The following is a 16,949-nucleotide window of genomic DNA, read 5'->3' on the forward strand; positions in this document are numbered from 1 at the left end:
TCCGTCAGGAGGCGGCGGGGGGCCGCTGCGCGCGCCGGACGAGCGTGGCGAGCGCGTCGCACGCGAGGCGTTCGGCGAGGGGGATCTTGTACGCGTTGTCGCGCAGCGGCCGGGCCTGCGCGAGCTCCGCCCGTACGGCCTCCCGCACGGCGTCGGCCGTGGGCTCGGCTCCGGTCAGCCGGGCCTCGGCGGTGGCGGCCCGCCAGGGCCGGTGGGCGAGGCCGCCGAAAGCGAGGGCGACGCGCCGCGCGCGGCCGTCCTCCAGCTCCAGGACGGCGGCGACGGAGGCGAGCGCGAAGGCGTAGGAGGCCCGGTCGCGGGCCTTGCGGTAGAGGGAGGCCGCGCCGGGGGCGGCGGCGGGCAGGAGGACGGCGGTGACGATCTCCCCGTCGCGGATGGCGGTGTCGCGCTCGGGGCGGTCGCCGGGCAGCCGGTGGAACGCCGTGGCCGCGACCGTGCGGGTGCCCTCCTGCCCGTACAGCTCGACGGTCGCGTCGAGCGCGGCCAGGGCCACCGCCATGTCGGAGGGGTTCGTGGCGATGCAGTGGTCCGAGTGGCCGAGGACGGCGTGGTCGCGGTGGACGCCGTCCCGGGCGCCGCAGCCGGAGCCGGGCTCGCGCTTGTTGCAGGGTTTGGAGACGTCCTGGAAGTAGGGGCACCGGGTGCGCTGGAGCAGGTTGCCGCCCGTGGTGGCGACATTGCGCAGCTGTCCGGAGGCCCCGGCCAGCAGTGCCTGGGAGAGGGCGGGGTAGCGCGCCCGTACGAGGGGGTGCGCGGCCACGTCGCTGTTGCGGGCGGCGGCGCCGACGCGCAGCGTCCCGTCGGGCAGCTCCTCCACCTCGTGCAGCGGGAGCCGGGAGAGGTCGATGAGGTGGCTGGGCGTCTCGACGCCCAGCTTCATCAGGTCGACCAGGTTGGTGCCGCCGCCGAGGTAGCGGGCGTCCGGGCGGCCGGCGTGGACGGCGGCGGCCTGCTGGAGGGAGGTGGCCCTCGTGTAGTCGAAGGGCTTCACGCGATCACGTCCGTCACGGCGTCGACGATGCGGGGGTAGGCGCCGCAGCGGCACAGGTTGCCGCTGAGCCGCTCCCTGATCTCCGGGGCCGTCAGTGGTACGGGGCCCGGTTCGGCCAGGGATTCGGCGGGGGTGGCGTGCGAGGGGTGCCCGGCGGCGGCCTCCTCGATCGCTCCGGCGGCGGAGCAGAGCTGGCCGGGCGTGCAGAAGCCGCACTGGTAGGCGTCGCGGCGCAGGAAGGCCCGCTGGAGCGGGTGCAGACCGTCGCCCGCCGCGCCGGGGCCGTCCGCGAGGCCCTCCACCGTGGTGATGTCGGCGCCGTCCTGGGCCACGGCGAGCAGCAGGCAGCTGTTCGCCCGCCGCCCGTCGACCAGGACCGTGCAGGCGCCGCACTGGCCGTGGTCGCAGCCCTTCTTCGCCCCGGTCAGGTCCAGGTGCCCCCGCAGGGCGTCGAGCAGGGTGACCCGGTGGTCCAGCCGCAGCACGTGGCTCGTGCCGTTGACCCGCAGGGTGACGCGGGAGCTCGGGACCGGGGCCGCTTCGTGCGCCGCGCCGGTACCCGTACCGGTCGGTTCGTCCTGCCGGGCGTCAGCGTCACTCGCCACCGTGTCCTCCGTCCGTGCCCGCACCGGGCCGCCGTCCCGTCTCGTGCACAGCCTGGACCATCGGGCCCGCTCCGGCATCCCGAGGGGCCGGGCCCCCCGCCGCCTCAGGCATCGGCGGCGGTGGCGCCGGTGAGCAGGGAGACGAGTTCCGGCACGCCGCCCTCGGCCAGGGCGCGGCGCTGGCGGTCGGCGGGAGTCCCCTCGCGCAGGAGGCGGTGGACGAGGGCGCTGGTCTGCCGCAGGTCCCCGGCGTCCTCCAGGGCGGGGGTGATGTGCCGCAGGAGGGAGCACAGCACGTCGCCGCTGCTGCGCGGGCGGCCCAGCGGATCGACCAGGGTGGCGTTCAGGCCGTGCCGGGCCGCGTGCCACAGGCCGGCCCGTACCACCTCGGGGGCGGGCGCGGGCGGCGGGGCGCCCGCCTCCTCCTCGGCGATCGCCGTGGCGACCAGCGCGCGGACGATCCCGGCGAGCATCACGGCGTCGTCGGCCCGCAGCTGCACGTCCGGGCACCGCACCTCGATGGTGGGGTAGCGGTCGGACAGGCGCGCCTGCCAGTACGCCTGGCCGCGGTCGGCGATGACACCGGAGTCCACCAGTGCGTCCAGCCTGCGTTCGTAGTCGGCCGGCCCGTCGAAGTGGGGCGGCGGACCGCTGACCGGCCAGCGGCCGAACACGATGGTGCGCCAGCTCGCGAACCCGGTGTCCTGCCCGTCCCACAGGGGCGAGTTGGCGGACATGGCCAGCAGGGTCGGCAGCCAGCCGCCGATCCGGTTCAGCACCGCGACCCCCGTCTCCCGGTCGGGAATCGCGACGTGGACGTGCATCCCGCAGATCAGGTGCTCGTCCACCAGCTGCCGGGCCTCCCCCTCCATCCGCAGGTAGCGGGGCCTGGGTGTGACGGGGACGGGCCCGGCACCCCGCAGGGGCGCCGCGCCCGTGGCCGCGATCCGGCAGCCGTTCGCCTCGGCGGCGGACGCCAGCGCGTGCCGCAGGCGCAGCAGGTGGCCGCCCACTTCCTCCAGGGTCGAGCACACCGGGGTGGCCACTTCGATCTGGGCCTGCAGCAGCTCGTCCTGGACCTCGGCGCGCTCGGCGAGGAGCCCGCGGCCGGCCGTGCGGCGCACGCCCTCCACGAGGGGAGCGGGAAGCCCTGTGGCCTCGTCCACCAGCAGGTACTCTTCTTCGACACCAAGCGTGATCACGGTCTGCGGCTACCCGGGCCAGTCATGATCACGCCCGCTCCGGTGTACGCTCCCGGCGGATCTCAGGCGGCGGGCACGCGGGAGAAGGGGCCGTGGTCGAGCCCGGCCAGGAGATCGGCCGGGTCGCTGTGGACGGCGACCGCACCGGCCTCCTCCAGGTCCGCCCGGGGGATCCCGCCGCACAGCAGGCCGACGGCCGTCACCCCGGCCCGGGTGGCCGCCTTCATGTCCCACACCGAGTCCCCGACGAACACCGCGCGCTCGGGCGGTACGTGCGCCAGTTCGAGGGCGTGCAGGACGGGATCGGGCGCGGGTTTGCCCCGCTCGACGTCGTCGGAGCTGGCGGTGTCGGTGAGGGCGTCGTCCGCGCCGATGGCTGCGCGCAGGGCCCGCAGCTCGCGGTCCTGGGCCGAGGTGACGAGGACGACCTTCCATCCGGCTCCCGCGAGGGCGCGCAGCAGGTCCGCGGCCGCGTCGAAGGCGAGGAAGCGGTCGAAGTACGTGGCGTAGAGGGTGTCGTGGGCGGCGCTGAGGCTCTCGTCGGCGCCCTTGTCCCGGTCCTCGCCGAGGAGGTGGGCGATGAGGTCCTCGCCGGGCAGGCCGATGGCCCGGTGGACGGCGTGCATGGGCACGCGGTGCCCCGCCTGGCGCAGGGCCTCCCACCAGCACGTGACGTGCAGGTGGTTGGTGTCGGTGAGCGTACCGTCGACGTCGAACAGGGCGGCGCGGTCCATGGCGGCGTCCTCACAGGTTCCGCAGGGCGGGCAGCAGCTTCTGCTCGGCCCACTCCAGGTACGGCTCCTGGTGGCCGCCGCCGATCTGGACCAGGGCGACCTCGGTGAAGCCCGCCTCCGCGTAGGGGCGTACCGCCTCGACGAACTCGTCCACGTCGTCGCCGCAGGGGAGGGCCTCGGCGACGTCCTCGGGCCGGGTGAACTGCGAGGCCTGGTCGAAGGAGGCGGGTCCGGGCAGCTCCGCGTTGACCTTCCACCCGCCGAGCGCCCAGCGGAACTGCTCGTGCGCCCGGGCCACCGCGGCGCCCCGGTCCGGGTCGTAGCAGACGGGGAGCTGGCCGACGCGCGGCTTGCCCGCGCCGCCGTGGGCGTCGAACTGCTCCAGCAGCTCCGGTTTGGGCTCGGTGGCGATGACGAGGTCGCCGAGCCGGCCGGCGAGCTCGCAGGAGCGGGCTCCGGAGACGGCGATCCCGATCGGCGGCGGCTCGTCGGGCAGGTCCCAGAGTTTGGCGTTCTCGACGTCGAAGTGGGCTCCGTGGTGGCTCACGTACTCCCCGGAGAACATCCGCCGGATGATGTCGACGGCCTCTTCCAGCATCTCCAGGCGTACGTGGGCGGCGGGCCAGCCGGCGCCGACGATGTGCTCGTTCAGGTTCTCGCCCGAGCCCAGTCCGAGCCGGAACCGGCCCTCGGACAGGATCTGGAGGGTGGCCGCCTTCTGCGCGACCACCGCGGGGTGGTAGCGGAAGGTCGGGCAGGTCACGTAGGTCATCAGGGGGATCCGGGAGGTCGCCTGGGCGGCGGCGCCGAGGACGCTCCACGCGTAGGGGGCGTGCCCTTGCGAGTCCAGCCACGGGAAGGAGTGGTCCGAGATGACCGAGAAGTCGAACCCGGCCCTCTCCGCCCCCACCACGTGGGACACCAGCTCACGGGGGCCGGCCTGCTCGGTCATCATCGTGTATCCGATTCGCACCATATGGCTCGCCTTACCGCTGGGACGGCGCTCGAAACCCCCTGCCACCCGGGTGGCCCCCGCGGAGGGGGGCCCGGCTCACTCCGGCAGGGTGGGCGCAATCTTCGCGGCGTGCACGACCAGCCGCCCGATGCGCGTCTCGTGGTTGGACGCCGTCGCGCTGCAGTCCGCGACGCTCTCGGGCCGCGCGTCATGGAGGTACCAGGTGGTGAGCGGGGTGCTCTCCCCGGCCCCCACCTCCTCGATCCTGACGTGGCGCGGCATGCGCGAACCCTCCGCCGAGAGGGCCCACTCCTCGGCGTTCGGCACGTCCGTCAGGACGCAGTCGTCCAGGGTGAGGGTGAGCTCCTGGCCGGGCAGGCCGAGGTCGCCCTGGGGGCCGAGGCCCGTGATCTCACCGCAGGTGAAGCGCTCTCCGCGCACGGTGACGTAGTAGCTGCTGCGCGTCTTTACATCCGAATCCGTCATGACCACTCGCCTGCCCCGGCGGCGCCGGTCCAGACAGCACGGCGGCCGCGGAATCGCGCGCCCGGCCCGCCCCCGGCTACTGCCAGTCGTCCCACGGCGGCACCGACTCGTCGTGCGGGTCGAAGGGGGGTTCGTCCGGGTCCGGAGCCGCGTGGCGCGCAGCCGGTACGGGCGCGGGGGCCCGGGCGGGCGCGGGGGCTCGGGCGGGCGCGGGCGCCAGGGCGGGCGGGGCGTCGGCCGGCTCGGCCGCGTCGCGCTGCGCCAGGGTGTCCAGGACGCCCTGTCCGTACTTGGCGAGCTTGGCCTCGCCGACTCCGCCGATGGTGGCGAGCTCCTCCACCGTGGCGGGGAGCCGGGTCGCGATCTCGCGCAGCGTCGCGTCGTGGAAGACGACGTACGCGGGCACGCCCTGCTCGCGCGCCGTCGCGGCCCGCCAGGCGCGCAGGGCCAAGAAGACGGGCTCGGCCGCGGCCGGCAGGTCGACCGGTACGCGGGCGCCCTTCCCGGAGCGCGACCCGGACTCCTTGCGGGGCGAGCCCACGGCCGCCTTCTCCTTGCGCATCGAGACGCTGCGGCTGCCTCCCAGCACCTCGGCGCTGCCGTCGGTCAGCACGAGCGTCCCGTAGTCGCCCTCCACCGCCAGCAGCCCCTGCGCCAGCAGCTGGCGCACGACCCCGCGCCACTCCGCCGTGCTCAGCTCCGCCCCGACGCCGAACACGGACAGGCCGTCGTGGTCGAACTGGATGACCTTGGCCGTCTTCTTGCCCTGGAGGATGTCGATGACCTGTCCGGCGCCGAACTTCTGGCGCCGTTCCTTCGCCAGCCGCCACACGGTGGACAGCAGCTTCTGCGCGGCGACCGTCCCGTCCCAGGACTCGGCCGGCGTCAGGCAGGTGTCGCAGTTGCCGCACGGCTCGCCCGACTGCCCGAAGTACGCCAGCAGCCGCGTACGACGGCAGTGGACCGTCTCGCACAGCGCGAGCATGGCGTCCAGGTGCATGCCCAGGGACCGGCGGTGCGCCTCGTCGCCCTCGGAGCCCTCGATGAGCTTGCGCTGCTGGACCACGTCCTGCAGGCCGTAGGCCAGCCAGGCCGTGGCCGGCTCTCCGTCGCGGCCGGCCCGGCCGGTCTCCTGGTAGTAGCCCTCGACCGACTTCGGGAGGTCGAGGTGGGCCACGAAACGCACGTCCGGCTTGTCGATGCCCATGCCGAAGGCGATCGTGGCCACCACCACGACCCCGTCCTCCCGCAGGAAGCGCGCCTGGTTCGCCGCACGCGTACGGGCGTCCATGCCGGCGTGGTAGGCCACGGCGTCGATGCCCTGTTCCACCAGGAAGGCCGCGGTCTTCTCCACCGAGGCGCGGGAGAGGCAGTAGACCACCCCGGCGTCCCCGTCGTGCTCGGTCCGGATCAGCTCCAGTACCTGCTTGAGCGGGTTGCCCTTGGCGACGATGCGGTACTGGATGTTCGGCCGGTCGAAACTGGCGACGAAGTGCTTGGCGTCCGCGAGGTTCAGCCGCGTCACGATCTCGGCGTGGGTGGCCTCGGTGGCCGTCGCGGTCAGCGCGATCCGCGGCACCTTCGGCCAGCGCTCGTGCAGCATGGACAGCGCCAGGTAGTCGGGCCGGAAGTCGTGGCCCCACTGGGCGACGCAGTGCGCCTCGTCGATCGCGAACAGCGACACCCTGCCCCGGTCGAGCAGGCGCTGGGTGCTCTCCGTGCGCAGCCGCTCGGGAGCCAGGTACAGCAGGTCCAGCTCGTCGGCGAGGAAGGCCTGCTCGACGGCCCGCCGCTCCTGCGCGTCCTGCGTCGAGTTGAGGAAGCCGGCCCGCACGCCGAGGGCGGTGAGCGCGTTCACCTGGTCCTGCATCAGCGCGATGAGCGGCGAGACCACGACGCCCGTGCCCTCTCTGACCAGCGCGGGGATCTGGTAGCAGAGCGACTTGCCGCCGCCGGTCGGCATCAGCACGAGGGCGTCGCCGCCGCCCACCACCTGCTCGATGATCTCCCGCTGCTCGCCACGGAAGGAGCTGTACCCGAACACGCGGTGCAGTACCTGCGAAGCGTCGGAGGTCTCGGGGGAAGCGTCGGGGAGGGCCATCCGAGAAGCCTATCGGCACTCGCCGACACCCCGCCGCCACGTCCCGGTAGCTGTGGACGGGCAGCCCCGCGGGCGCCTGTCAAGTGACGAACAGCCGGGACTACGGCCGCCGCGCCGCGCGGGGGACGGTGGAGGCCGACCGTCCAGCGGGAGCCGGCCGCCCGGGCCACGACGACAAGGAAGCCCTTCCATGAGTGACATCGCCATCACCGGTCTCGGCTGTCGCCTCCCCGGTGCCCCCGACATCCGCGCCTACTGGAAGCTCCTGCTGAGCGGGGAGCGGCAGTTCGGCCCGGTCCCGGCGGAGCGCTGGAACCACGCGGCCTTCCACGCGCCGGGCGACCCGTCCGCGCCGCACGCCGCGTACACCGACCAGGTCGCCTTCCTCCCGGCCGTGGACCGCTTCGACGCCCTGCACTACGGGGTACCGCCCGCCCGCGCCCGGGCCATGGACCCGCAGCACCGCCTGATGCTCGACGTCGTCCGCGAGGCCCTCGACGACGCGGGGCTGGGCCGCGGGGACTTCGACCGCGAGAACACCGGGGTCTTCGTGGGCATGTCGGTGTCCGACTACAAGGACCTGATGACGGCCCCCGTCCGGGCGCTGGCCCTGGCCGACGCGTCACGGGCGGCGGACCGGCCCGACGGCACGGGCGCCGCCGGGGAGCCGGCGGACGGGCTCGGCACGCTGCCCGCCTTCGCCCTGCCGGGGAGCCTGCTCAACATGGCCGCCGGCACCGTGAGCCGGCAGTTCGACCTCGGCGGCCCCAGCTTCGCCGTGGACGCCGCCTGCTCCGGCTCGCTCGTCGCCCTCGACCAGGCCATCGCGCACCTGCGCCGGGGCACCTGCACGACCGCCGTCGTGGGCGGCGTGTACCTCAACCTCACCCCCGACACCCTGGTCGGCTTCTCCAGGATCCGCGCCCTGTCCGCCACCGGGGTGTGCCGGCCGTTCGACGAGCAGGCCGACGGCTTCGTCCTCGGCGAAGGCGCCGGCGCCGTGGTCGTGCGGCCGCTCGCCGACGCGCTCGCCGACGGCGACCGCGTCTACGCCGTGATCAAGGGCATCGGCTCCGCCAACGACGGCGCCTCCCCCGGGCCGCTCGCCCCGACCGCCGAAGGCCAGCTGCGCGCGATGCGCCGGGCCTACGACGACGCGGGCCTGGCCCCCTCGTCCGTGGGCTTCCTGGAAGCCCACGGCACCGGCACCACCGTAGGAGACCGGGCCGAGGTCGAGGCGCTGCGCCGACTGCGCACCGAGCACCCCGACGAGGATCCCGGTCTGTGCTATCTCGCCTCCGGCAAGGCCCTGATCGGGCACTCCCTGTCAGCGGCGGGCATCGCGGGGCTGATCAAGACGGCCCTGGTCGTCCACCACCGCACGATCGTGCCCCAGCCGGACACCGCCCCCCACCCCGACCTGGGCGTCTCCGCCGCCGGCCTGCGCTTCGCCGACACCGCGCGGCCCTGGCCCGGTGGCGGCGCCGCCCCGCGGCGGGCGGCCGTCAGCTCCTTCGGCTTCGGCGGCACCAATGTGCACGTGGTCCTGGAGGAGCGGCCCGCCCCGGCCGCCGGCCACTTCTCGGTGCGCACGGAGAGCACCGGGCCCCAGCTCGTCCTGCTCTCGGCCGGCAGCCGCGAACTGCTGGACGAGCACATCGGCGAGGTACTCGACGCACTGGACCACGCACCCCGCGTACCGCTCGCGGCCCTGGCCCACACCCTGGGCGGGCGCCGGCCGCTGGCCGCCCGGCTCGCGATCGTGGCCGGCGACACGGACGAGTTCACGCAGCGGCTGCGCCACGCCCACCGGCAGCTCGCCGCCGGCGCCGGACGCGACCCCGGTGACGGCACCGGAGGCGATCTGGGCGACGGCGCCTTCGCGGCCGACGCCCCCCTGCCGGCGGCGCGGCGCCGCATCGCCTTCCTCTTCCCCGGGCAGGGCAGCCAGCGGCCCGGCATGATGCGGGACCTCCATGAGAGGTTCCCCGGCTTCCGGGCGGCCCTCGCCGCCCTGGGGGCCGTGGCCCGGCGGGACACCGGCGTGGATCCCGCCGACCTGCTGTACGGCGAGGCCTCGGCCGTCCGGGGCGACGCACGGGAGACGGTGCAGCGGCTCGCCGCCACGGACGTGTGCCAGCCCCTGCTCGGCAGTGTCCAGCTGGCCGCGACCCGCCTCCTCGCCGACTGCGGCATCGGCCCCGACCTCGCCCTCGGCCACAGTGTCGGGGAGTTCGCCGCGGCCGCGGCGGCCGGAGCGCTCACCGCCGAGGACACCGTCCGCCTGCTCGTCCGCCGGGGTACGGCCCTGCGGCAGGCCGAGAACGGCCTGCGGGGCGGGATGCTCGCCGTACAGAGCGACAAGGAGACCTGCCGCCGGCTCAGCAACGGCATCGACGACGTGTGGCTGGCCTGTTTCAACCAGCCGCACCAGGTCGTGGTCAGCGGCACCCCGCACGGGCTGGCCGCCATGCGCGAGGCCTGCGCCGAAGCCGGGATCGTCACGGTGGCACTGGACGTGTCCGGCGCCTTCCACTCGCCGCGGCTGGCCACGGCCGAGGAGTCCATGCGCGCCGACCTCGCGGCCCACCCCGTGAGCAGCCCGGTGCTGCCGTTCGTCTCGACGGTGAACGCCCAGGTCTGCACCGATCCCGGCCTGCTGCGTGAGCTGTGGGCCCGGCACGCGTCCACACCGGTCCACTTCGGCGACGCCGTCGGCACCGCCTACGACCAGGGAGCCCGCGTCTTCCTCCAGGTGACCGGCGGCAGCTCGCTCCTCAGCTCGGTCCGCCGCAGCCTCGCCGGCCGCGTCGACGTGCACCTCGTGCCCGTCACCGGCCCGGCGCCGGACAACGGGCGCAGCCTCGTCCTGGCCCTCGCCCGGCTCGCCGTCCTGGGCGCCCCGGTCGACCCGCGCGCCCTGGTCCCCAGGGAGGACCGCCGCCTGCTGGACCTGCCGGTGGCGAGGCTCGACGGCCAGTCCTACTGGGTCCCGAGCCGGCGCCCCGCACCGAAGGCCCCCTCCGCGGACCCGACGACCGCACCCGCTCCCTCCCCGGGCCCGGCCACCGCACCCGCTCCCTCCCCGGGCCCGGCCACCGCACCGGCTCCCGCCACTCCCGTCCCGACCCCGCCCGCCCCTCCCGAGGAGACCCCGATGCAACACCGGACGAACGACGTGCCGAACCACCCGACCGGCGACCCGGCGAACGACCCGATGGCCGATCTGCTCCGGCTGGTCCAGCAGCAGGTCGCTCTGATGTCCCGCCTCACCGGCACGCTCCCCGCGGAACCCCCGGTTCCTCCGGCCACCGCCGCGGTCTCCGTTGCTCCCGAGGCCTCCGTGGCTCCTGAGGTTCCTGTGCCCCCTACGGCCCCTACAGCCCCAGCGACCCCTGTGACCCCCATAGCCCCCGTGACCCCCATAGCCCCCGAGGCCCCCGAGACCCCCGCCGCCCCCGCCTCCCAGCCGTCGCCCGCCGCGGGCACCGGCGGGGTCGGGGACTCCGTACGTGCGCACGTGGCCCGGATCAGCGCGTTCCCGGTGGGGTATCTGAACGACGGCCACCTGCTCGTCGAGGAGCTCGGTTTCGACTCGCTGATGCTGACCGACCTGTTCGCCTCCCTCGCCCGGGCGCACCCGGGGTGGACCCCCGACGAGAGGGCGGCCGACCGCCCGACGGTCGGCGGCGTCGCGGCGATGGTCGCGGCCTCAGCGGGCCCGGCGAGCGCAGCGGCCCCAGACGGCACGGCAGACGCAGCGGGCGCCGCCGGCGTCGCGCCGACTGCCGTCCCCGAGCCCCGCGCCGAGGCACCGGCCACGCCGCCCGCCGTCCCGCGCACGGAGCGGCCCGCACCGGCCGCCGCCACTCCCCGGCCGGACGAGCGGCACACCCGGATCGAGCACTTCCCCGAGGTCGCCGCCCACAGCGAGCGCCTCGCCACGCTCGACCGCCTGGGGCTGCCCAATCCGTACTTCCTCGTCCACGAGGGCGCCATGACGGACACCACGGTCGTCGACGGCCGGGAACTCGTCTCCTTCTCCAGTTACAACTACCTGGGCATGGCGACGCACCCCCGGGTCAACGAGGCCGCCAAGGAGGCGATCGAGCGCCACGGCACGTCGGTGTCCGCCAGCCGGCTCCTCTCGGGCAGCCGTCCGCTGCACCTGGAGCTCGAAACCGAACTCGCCGACCTGCTCGGATGCGAATCCGCGATCACCCTGGCCAACGGCCACGCCACCAACGTCACGGTGATCGGGCACCTCGTCGGGCCGGGCGACCTCGTCGTCCACGACTCCCTCGCCCACGACAGCATCCTGCAGGGGTGCAAGCTCTCCGGCGCGACCCGGCGGCCGTTCCCGCACAACGACGCGGCCGCCCTGGACGCGCTCCTCGGGCAGGTCCGGTCCCAGTACCGGCGGGTACTCGTCGTCATCGAGGGCGTCTACAGCATGGACGGGGACATCGCCGACCTCCCCGCCCTCGTCGAGGTCAAGGACAGGCACGGCGCCCTGCTGATGATCGACGAGGCGCACAGCATCGGGACGATCGGCGCGACGGGCCGCGGCGTCGGCGAGCACGCCGGCGTTGACCGCCGGGCCGTCGACCTGTGGTCGGGCACGCTGTCCAAGGCCCTGGCGAGCTGCGGCGGATACGTCGCCGGCAACCGCGCGGTCGTGGAGTACCTGCGCTACACCGTTCCGGGCTTCGTCTACAGCGCGGGCATGACCCCGGCCGACACGGCGGCGTCTCTGGCCGCCGTGCGGCTGCTGCGTGCCGAACCGGAGCGCGTGACCCGGCTCACGGAGAACGCCGCGCTGTTCGCCCGGCTCGCACGCGAGGCGGGCATCGACATCGGGGACAGCCGGGACACACCGATCGTCCCGTGCATCGTCGGGGACTCACCGCGGACCCTGCGGCTCGCGGAGGCCCTCTTCCGGCGGAACATCAGCGTCAACCCGATCCTCCACCCGGCCGTCCCCGAGGAGGCGGCCCGGCTGCGCTTCTTCGTCACCTGCGAGCACACCCCCGACCAGATCCGCCAGGCCGTGACCGCGCTGGCGCACGAGCTCCGGCACCTGGACACGGCCCCCGTCGCGTGACCCGCACCGCCTCCCCGTACGCCGGGCGCGTCCGGGGAGGCCGTGCGTTGGTGCTCACTGCCCCGCCGGATCATGCTGGTCTGAGGGACCCCTGGCCGTGCGGGCTGCCGTGGAGCGGCGACAGGACTAGCGAGGGCGAGATGAGCGGCGATGGAGCAACTTCCCACCTCACCCGGTGAGCGGCCGACGGATACGAGCGCCCCGCGCGAGCCGGCGTACACGGCCACGGCCACCGTCAGCGGGCAGGGCATCGTGACCGAGTGGAGCGACGACGCCCGTCGCCTGCTCGGCTACCCGCCCTCCGAGGTCGTGGGGCTCCCCGTCGGCCGGCTGCTCGCCGACGGCGGCGACACCGGACGCCGGACCCCGCCGGGGCAGGACCGGTGGAGCGGCACCGTGGCGCTGCGGCACCAGGACGGACGGCGTCTGGAGGTGGGGCTGCTCGCGCACCGCTGGACCTCCAGCAGCGGCGCCACCAGGTGGTCGGTGGTGTCCGCCGTGCCGGGCGGTCCCCCCGCCGCGGCGGACGGCGCCCGCGTGGAGGAGTGGGCGTTCGCCCAGTCCCCCTGCCACCAGGCTGTCTTCGACGCCGACCTGCGCCTGGTACGGGCGAACGCCGGCATGGAGCGGGCCCTCGCCCTCACGGAGGCCGAGGTGCGCGGGCTGCGCCTGCCGGACATCGCGCCGGATCCCTTGAGCGACGAGACCGAACGCAGGATGCGCCTGGTCCTGGAGACCGGTGAGCCGCAGTACGTCGACTTCTTCGTCCCGCCCGCGGAAGGGCTGCCCGGGCACGGCTGGGCGGCGTCGCTGGCCCCCCTGCGGGATACGGACGGCCGGGTGGCCGCCGTCTGCCTGACCGCGCACGACAGGAGCGCACCGGACGCCGCGGGTGGCGAGGTGAGCCGGCAGCTGCTCGTGCCGGACCTCGCGGACGCCGGCTCCGGCGTCGCCCCCGACAGCGCTCAGGGCGGGGCCCTCACGCCGCAGGGGCTGGTCGACGCGGACCTCCACAGCGAGCGCCGCCAGCCGCGGGAGCACACCAGCACCATGACGCTGCAGCGCAGCCTGCTCCCGCACACGCTGCCCGACCACGCGGCGTTGGAGATCGCCTCCCGGTACCTGCCCGCCGGTACGGAGGCCGGTGTGGGCGGCGACTGGTTCGACGTGATCCCGCTGTCCGGCGCGCGCGTGGCCCTGGTCGTGGGCGACGTCGTCGGCCACGGCATCCGGGCCGCCGCCACCATGGGCCGGCTGCGTACCGCGGTCCGCACCCTGGCCGATGTCGACCTGCCGCCCGACGAACTGCTGACCCACCTCGACGACCTGATCATCCACTTGTCCGCCGACGAGTCCGACCAGGACGCCGCCGGAGAATCCGCCGGGGGCATCGGCACCACCTGCCTCTACGTGGTCTACGACCCGGTCACCCGCCGCTGCACCGTCGCGCGCGCCGGGCACCCCCCGCCCGCGGTGGTCTCCCCCGAGGGCTCGGTCTACCTGCTGGACGTCCCCGCCGGCCCTCCGCTGGGCCTGGGCGGCCTGCCCTTCGAGACCGCCGAGGTGGAACTGGCCGAGGGAAGCGTCCTGGCCCTCTACACCGACGGTCTGCTGCAGGTCCGCGAGCACGACATCGACGAGGCCCTGGACAGCATGTTCGCCGCCCTCAGCCGGCCCGCATCCACCCTGGACACGGTCTGCGACCGGGTCCTGACGGCTCTGCTGACGCACCCGCCCGAGGACGACGTCGCCCTCCTCGTCGCGCGGACCCGGGCCCTGCACGCCGACAAGGTCGTCGTCTGGGACCTGCCGTCCGACCCCTCCGTGGTCTCCCTGGCCCGCCGGCAGACCACCGAGCAGCTGACGGCGTGGGGGCTCGACGAGGCGGCCTTCGTCACCGAGCTGCTGGTCAGCGAACTGGTCACCAACGCCATCCGCTACGGCGAGCCGCCCGTGCAGCTGCGGCTGATCCACGAGAAGAGCACCCTGATCTGCGAGGTCTCCGACGCGAGCAGCACCGCCCCGCACATGCGGCGGGCGCGGATCTTCGACGAGGGCGGGCGCGGTCTGCTCCTGGTGGCCCAGCTGGCCCAGCGGTGGGGCACCCGCCACGCACCGGTCGGCAAGACCATCTGGGCCGAGCAGTCCCTCGTCGGATTCTGATCCGGCCCGCTACGCCCGCTCGGACGGCGGGCCGAAGACCGGCCGCGCCCAGGCCGGGGGGTCCGGCGGCGGCGCCGCAGGCCCCGGAGCGGTCGCGCCGGCGGCCAGGCCGGCGCCGTTCCCGGCGGCGGCGCGCAGGGCCGCGATGAACTCCAGGCAGGAGTCATAGCGGTCCTCGGGGACCTTCGCCAGTGCCTTGGCCAGGACGGCGGCGGCAGCGGGCGGCACCTCCGGCCGCCGCTCGGTGACGGGCGGCGGCTGGTCGTACTGGTGCGCCCACAGCAGTGCCACGTCCTCGTCCCGTTCGAACGGCGGCCCGCCGGTGAGGGATTCGTAGACGACGCAGGCGAGGCTGTACAGATCGCACCTGCCGTCCACCGGGCGTCCGGTGATCTGCTCCGGCGCCATGTAGTCGAGGGTGCCGACGAACTCGCCGGCGGTGGTGAAGCCGCTGAGCGACAGCGACTTCTTCGTCAGTCCGAAGTCCGTGAGGTAGACGTGCTCGGGGTGGTCGCTGTCGGTGCCCGCGGCGACCAGGATGTTGGCGGGCTTGACGTCCCGGTGCACCAGGTCGTGCTCGTGCGCGGCGTCGAGCGCGGACGCCACCTGGGCGGCGATCCGCAGGGCGGTCGCGACGGGGAGCGGGCCGTCCCGGTCCAGCAGGCCGCGCAGGTCCAGGCCGGACACGTAGCGCATGGCGATGTAGAGGACCCCGTCGGTCTCGCCGGCTTCGAAGATCGGGACGATGTGCGGGTGGTCGATCTTGGCGGCCACCCGGGACTCGTGGGTGAAGCGGCGCCGGAAGGTGTCGTCGCGGGCGCGTTCCGGAGCGATCAGCTTGAGCGCCACCGTACGGTCCAGTCGCAGGTCCTTCGCGCAGTAGACGACGGCCATGCCGCCGCGGCCGATCATCCGCTCGACCCGGTAGCCCGCGATCTGCTTGCCGATCAGGCCGGAAGGCCGGCCCGCGTACAGGCTCAGGTTCGATGCCGTGCCCATCAGGGGCCTCTCTCACCGGGTCGGCCGGACGGCGGCTCCGCGCCGTCGCGGCGCCCGTGGGCGAAGGTGCCGGTCATGACGGCTCCATCCTCTGAAAGTCTATCCAGTGGTCCCCGCGCGTGCCCCTCCGTACGCGGCGCGGCGGGAGCGCGGGCGCTCGACGGCGTACGAGGTCCCCGTGTGCGGCGTGCACACGGGGACCTCGGGGGGCGCCTGCCGGCCGTACGGCCGGTGGGGCCCGGGTGGCGGGTCAGCCGGCGCCGCCGGCGCCGCCGCGGCCGCCCTGCCCGCCGGTCTGGCAGCCGACGCCGACGCAGATGCCGCCGGTGCCCCCGGTGCCGCCCTTGCCGCCGTCGCCGCCCGGGATCGGGGCGTTCCCACCGGTTCCGCCGGTACCGCCGTTGGCGCTGCCGTGGCACACTCCGGCGCAGACCCCGCCGTTGCCGCCGGTGTTGCCGGCGCCCCCGGGCCGGCCGGTGGTGCCCGTACCGCCGTTGGCGCTGCCGGTGCAGAGGCCGGCGCAGATCCCGCCCTTACCGCCGTTGGTGCCGTTGACCGAACCGTCGCACTTGCCCGCGCAGACCTTGTCGCCGACGCGGACGCTTCCGTTGCCCACCTTGACGCCGCCCAGAACCGAGCCGCCGCCGAAGCGGTTCCCTGTCGGCCGGCTGTCGTTGCCGCCGGGCGCCGTTCCGGTCTGCTGGCCGCCGAGCGCCGGGGCCGCCTGGCCCACCGCCGCCGGAGCGGGTGCCGCCGTGGCGACGGGGACCATCGCGCCGCCGCCGATCAGTGTCGTCGAGATGACGAGACCGAGACGGAACTTCCAAGATCGCACGCGCATGAGATTCTCCTTGCCTTGCCGAGGAATTGACGCCCCGTTGTACGGGAACGAGGCCGGAGGGCGGACTACCGGCCCGCCGGCCTCGTTCTTCGGTTTCAGCCCCTGTCGCCCGCCGCTCGCCTCAGCAGAAGGGGAGCCCGGTTCCCATCAGGGCGCACCAGTCGCCCTCCGTGTACTGCTGCTTCCAGGTGTCGATCTCCTCGGTGGAGATCTTGTACTTGTCGGCGATCTTCTTCTTCATGTCGTCCGAGTCGTCGGCCAGGACAGCCATCACGATCTGGACCTTGTCCACGGCCGTCAGCTCCGCCTTGGTCTTGTCGGGCAGGTCCTCGAAGCGGAAGCACCCCACCCCGCCGGGCTTGCCGGGTTCGCCGGGCTTGCCGGGCTCGCCGCCCCTGCCGCCCTCTCCGCCCTTGCCGCCCTCGCCGCCCTTGCCGAAGCCGACGCAGTGGGAAAGCGAACCGGACAGGACCGAGGAGGCGCCGCCCGCGGGCTCCGAAGCTTGTGCGGCGCACGCCGTACCGGTGACCAGGGCCAGGGAGGCCACGACCAGGACGATCGGACGCTGCCAGGTGCTTGTGAACATGGGGGTTCTCCGTATCCGTGAGCCAAGAGTGTCGATTGCGGACGTTGGGTGGGGTGGTGGTCGGGGGCCGGGGGGTGGGGGGGGGGGGGGGGGGGGGCCCCCCCCCCCCCCGTGAAGGGGCCCCGGGGGCACAATATGGACCCCCCCGCGCCCCCCCCCCC

Annotated in this window: 12 protein-coding genes; 2 read left to right on the plus strand and 10 right to left on the minus strand. The window is 74.7% G+C overall.

Features of this window, described 5'->3' with window-relative positions; all coding sequences use genetic code 11:
• Positions 1–4 precede the first annotated feature (4 nt).
• The 7 genes from ACFWUQ_RS15095 to recQ all read right to left on the minus strand — a co-directional run bounded on the left by ACFWUQ_RS15095 (position 5) and on the right by recQ (position 7,095).
• The gene (locus ACFWUQ_RS15095) at positions 5–1,012 is read right to left on the minus strand and encodes an FAD binding domain-containing protein (RefSeq protein WP_384537844.1); all 1,008 of its coding nucleotides are present in this window, start codon (positions 1,010–1,012) and stop codon (positions 5–7) included.
• Positions 1,009–1,617: a 2Fe-2S iron-sulfur cluster-binding protein gene (locus tag ACFWUQ_RS15100; RefSeq protein ID WP_384537847.1), complete on the minus strand. Its 609-nt coding sequence runs from the start codon at positions 1,615–1,617 to the stop codon at positions 1,009–1,011. The genes ACFWUQ_RS15095 and ACFWUQ_RS15100 overlap by 4 nt, the downstream gene beginning before the upstream one ends.
• A gap of 104 nt (positions 1,618–1,721) precedes the next feature.
• Positions 1,722–2,819, minus strand: coding sequence for a glutamate--cysteine ligase (locus ACFWUQ_RS15105; RefSeq protein WP_384537849.1), 1,098 nt, complete (start codon positions 2,817–2,819; stop codon positions 1,722–1,724).
• Between the two features lie 62 nt (positions 2,820–2,881).
• The gene (locus ACFWUQ_RS15110; protein WP_384537852.1) at positions 2,882–3,553 is read right to left on the minus strand and encodes an HAD family hydrolase; all 672 of its coding nucleotides are present in this window, start codon (positions 3,551–3,553) and stop codon (positions 2,882–2,884) included.
• 10 nt (positions 3,554–3,563) lie between these two features.
• Positions 3,564–4,529, minus strand: coding sequence for an LLM class F420-dependent oxidoreductase (locus ACFWUQ_RS15115; protein ID WP_384537855.1), 966 nt, complete (start codon positions 4,527–4,529; stop codon positions 3,564–3,566).
• A 75-nt stretch (positions 4,530–4,604) separates the two neighbouring features.
• Positions 4,605–4,994, minus strand: a complete 390-nt coding sequence (locus ACFWUQ_RS15120; protein ID WP_384537857.1) for a hypothetical protein — start codon at positions 4,992–4,994, stop codon at positions 4,605–4,607.
• A gap of 76 nt (positions 4,995–5,070) precedes the next feature.
• Positions 5,071–7,095 (minus strand): DNA helicase RecQ, encoded by a 2,025-nt coding sequence (recQ, locus tag ACFWUQ_RS15125; protein WP_384537860.1) that lies wholly within the window; start codon positions 7,093–7,095, stop codon positions 5,071–5,073.
• Positions 7,096–7,285: 190 nt separating this feature from the next.
• Between recQ and ACFWUQ_RS15130 the strand changes: the two genes are divergently transcribed.
• Entirely contained in the window at positions 7,286–12,199 is a 4,914-nt protein-coding gene (locus ACFWUQ_RS15130; RefSeq protein ID WP_384537863.1) for an aminotransferase class I/II-fold pyridoxal phosphate-dependent enzyme, read from the plus strand.
• Positions 12,200–12,349: 150 nt separating this feature from the next.
• Positions 12,350–14,362: a SpoIIE family protein phosphatase gene (locus ACFWUQ_RS15135; RefSeq protein WP_384537865.1), complete on the plus strand. Its 2,013-nt coding sequence runs from the start codon at positions 12,350–12,352 to the stop codon at positions 14,360–14,362.
• Positions 14,363–14,371: 9 nt separating this feature from the next.
• Here the strand turns inward: ACFWUQ_RS15135 and ACFWUQ_RS15140 are convergent, their stop codons facing one another.
• The 3 genes from ACFWUQ_RS15140 to ACFWUQ_RS15150 form a co-directional block, all read right to left on the minus strand.
• Positions 14,372–15,361 (minus strand): serine/threonine-protein kinase, encoded by a 990-nt coding sequence (locus ACFWUQ_RS15140; protein ID WP_384537868.1) that lies wholly within the window; start codon positions 15,359–15,361, stop codon positions 14,372–14,374.
• Positions 15,362–15,611: 250 nt separating this feature from the next.
• Entirely contained in the window at positions 15,612–16,202 is a 591-nt protein-coding gene (locus tag ACFWUQ_RS15145) for a hypothetical protein (protein WP_384537871.1), read from the minus strand.
• Between the two features lie 121 nt (positions 16,203–16,323).
• Positions 16,324–16,788 (minus strand): hypothetical protein, encoded by a 465-nt coding sequence (locus ACFWUQ_RS15150; protein ID WP_384537874.1) that lies wholly within the window; start codon positions 16,786–16,788, stop codon positions 16,324–16,326.
• Positions 16,789–16,949: the final 161 nt, after the last annotated feature.

The sequence above is a fragment of the Streptomyces sp. NPDC058662 genome (assembly GCF_042716255.1).
Classification (GTDB): Bacteria; Actinomycetota; Actinomycetes; order Streptomycetales; family Streptomycetaceae; genus Streptomyces.

What these genes read in the sequence shown, in the direction of transcription:
- ACFWUQ_RS15110 (WP_384537852.1), bottom strand. Translation starts at nt 3,553, where the DNA reads ATGGACCGCGCCGCCCTGTTCGACGTCGACGGTACGCTCACCGACACC.
- ACFWUQ_RS15115 (WP_384537855.1), bottom strand. Translation starts at nt 4,529, where the DNA reads ATGGTGCGAATCGGATACACGATGATGACCGAGCAGGCCGGCCCCCGT.
- ACFWUQ_RS15120 (WP_384537857.1), bottom strand. Translation starts at nt 4,994, where the DNA reads ATGACGGATTCGGATGTAAAGACGCGCAGCAGCTACTACGTCACCGTG.
- recQ (WP_384537860.1), bottom strand. Translation starts at nt 7,095, where the DNA reads ATGGCCCTCCCCGACGCTTCCCCCGAGACCTCCGACGCTTCGCAGGTA.
- ACFWUQ_RS15130 (WP_384537863.1), top strand. Translation starts at nt 7,286, where the DNA reads ATGAGTGACATCGCCATCACCGGTCTCGGCTGTCGCCTCCCCGGTGCC.
- ACFWUQ_RS15135 (WP_384537865.1), top strand. Translation starts at nt 12,350, where the DNA reads ATGGAGCAACTTCCCACCTCACCCGGTGAGCGGCCGACGGATACGAGC.
- ACFWUQ_RS15140 (WP_384537868.1), bottom strand. Translation starts at nt 15,361, where the DNA reads ATGGGCACGGCATCGAACCTGAGCCTGTACGCGGGCCGGCCTTCCGGC.
- ACFWUQ_RS15145 (WP_384537871.1), bottom strand. Translation starts at nt 16,202, where the DNA reads ATGCGCGTGCGATCTTGGAAGTTCCGTCTCGGTCTCGTCATCTCGACG.
- ACFWUQ_RS15150 (WP_384537874.1), bottom strand. Translation starts at nt 16,788, where the DNA reads ATGTTCACAAGCACCTGGCAGCGTCCGATCGTCCTGGTCGTGGCCTCC.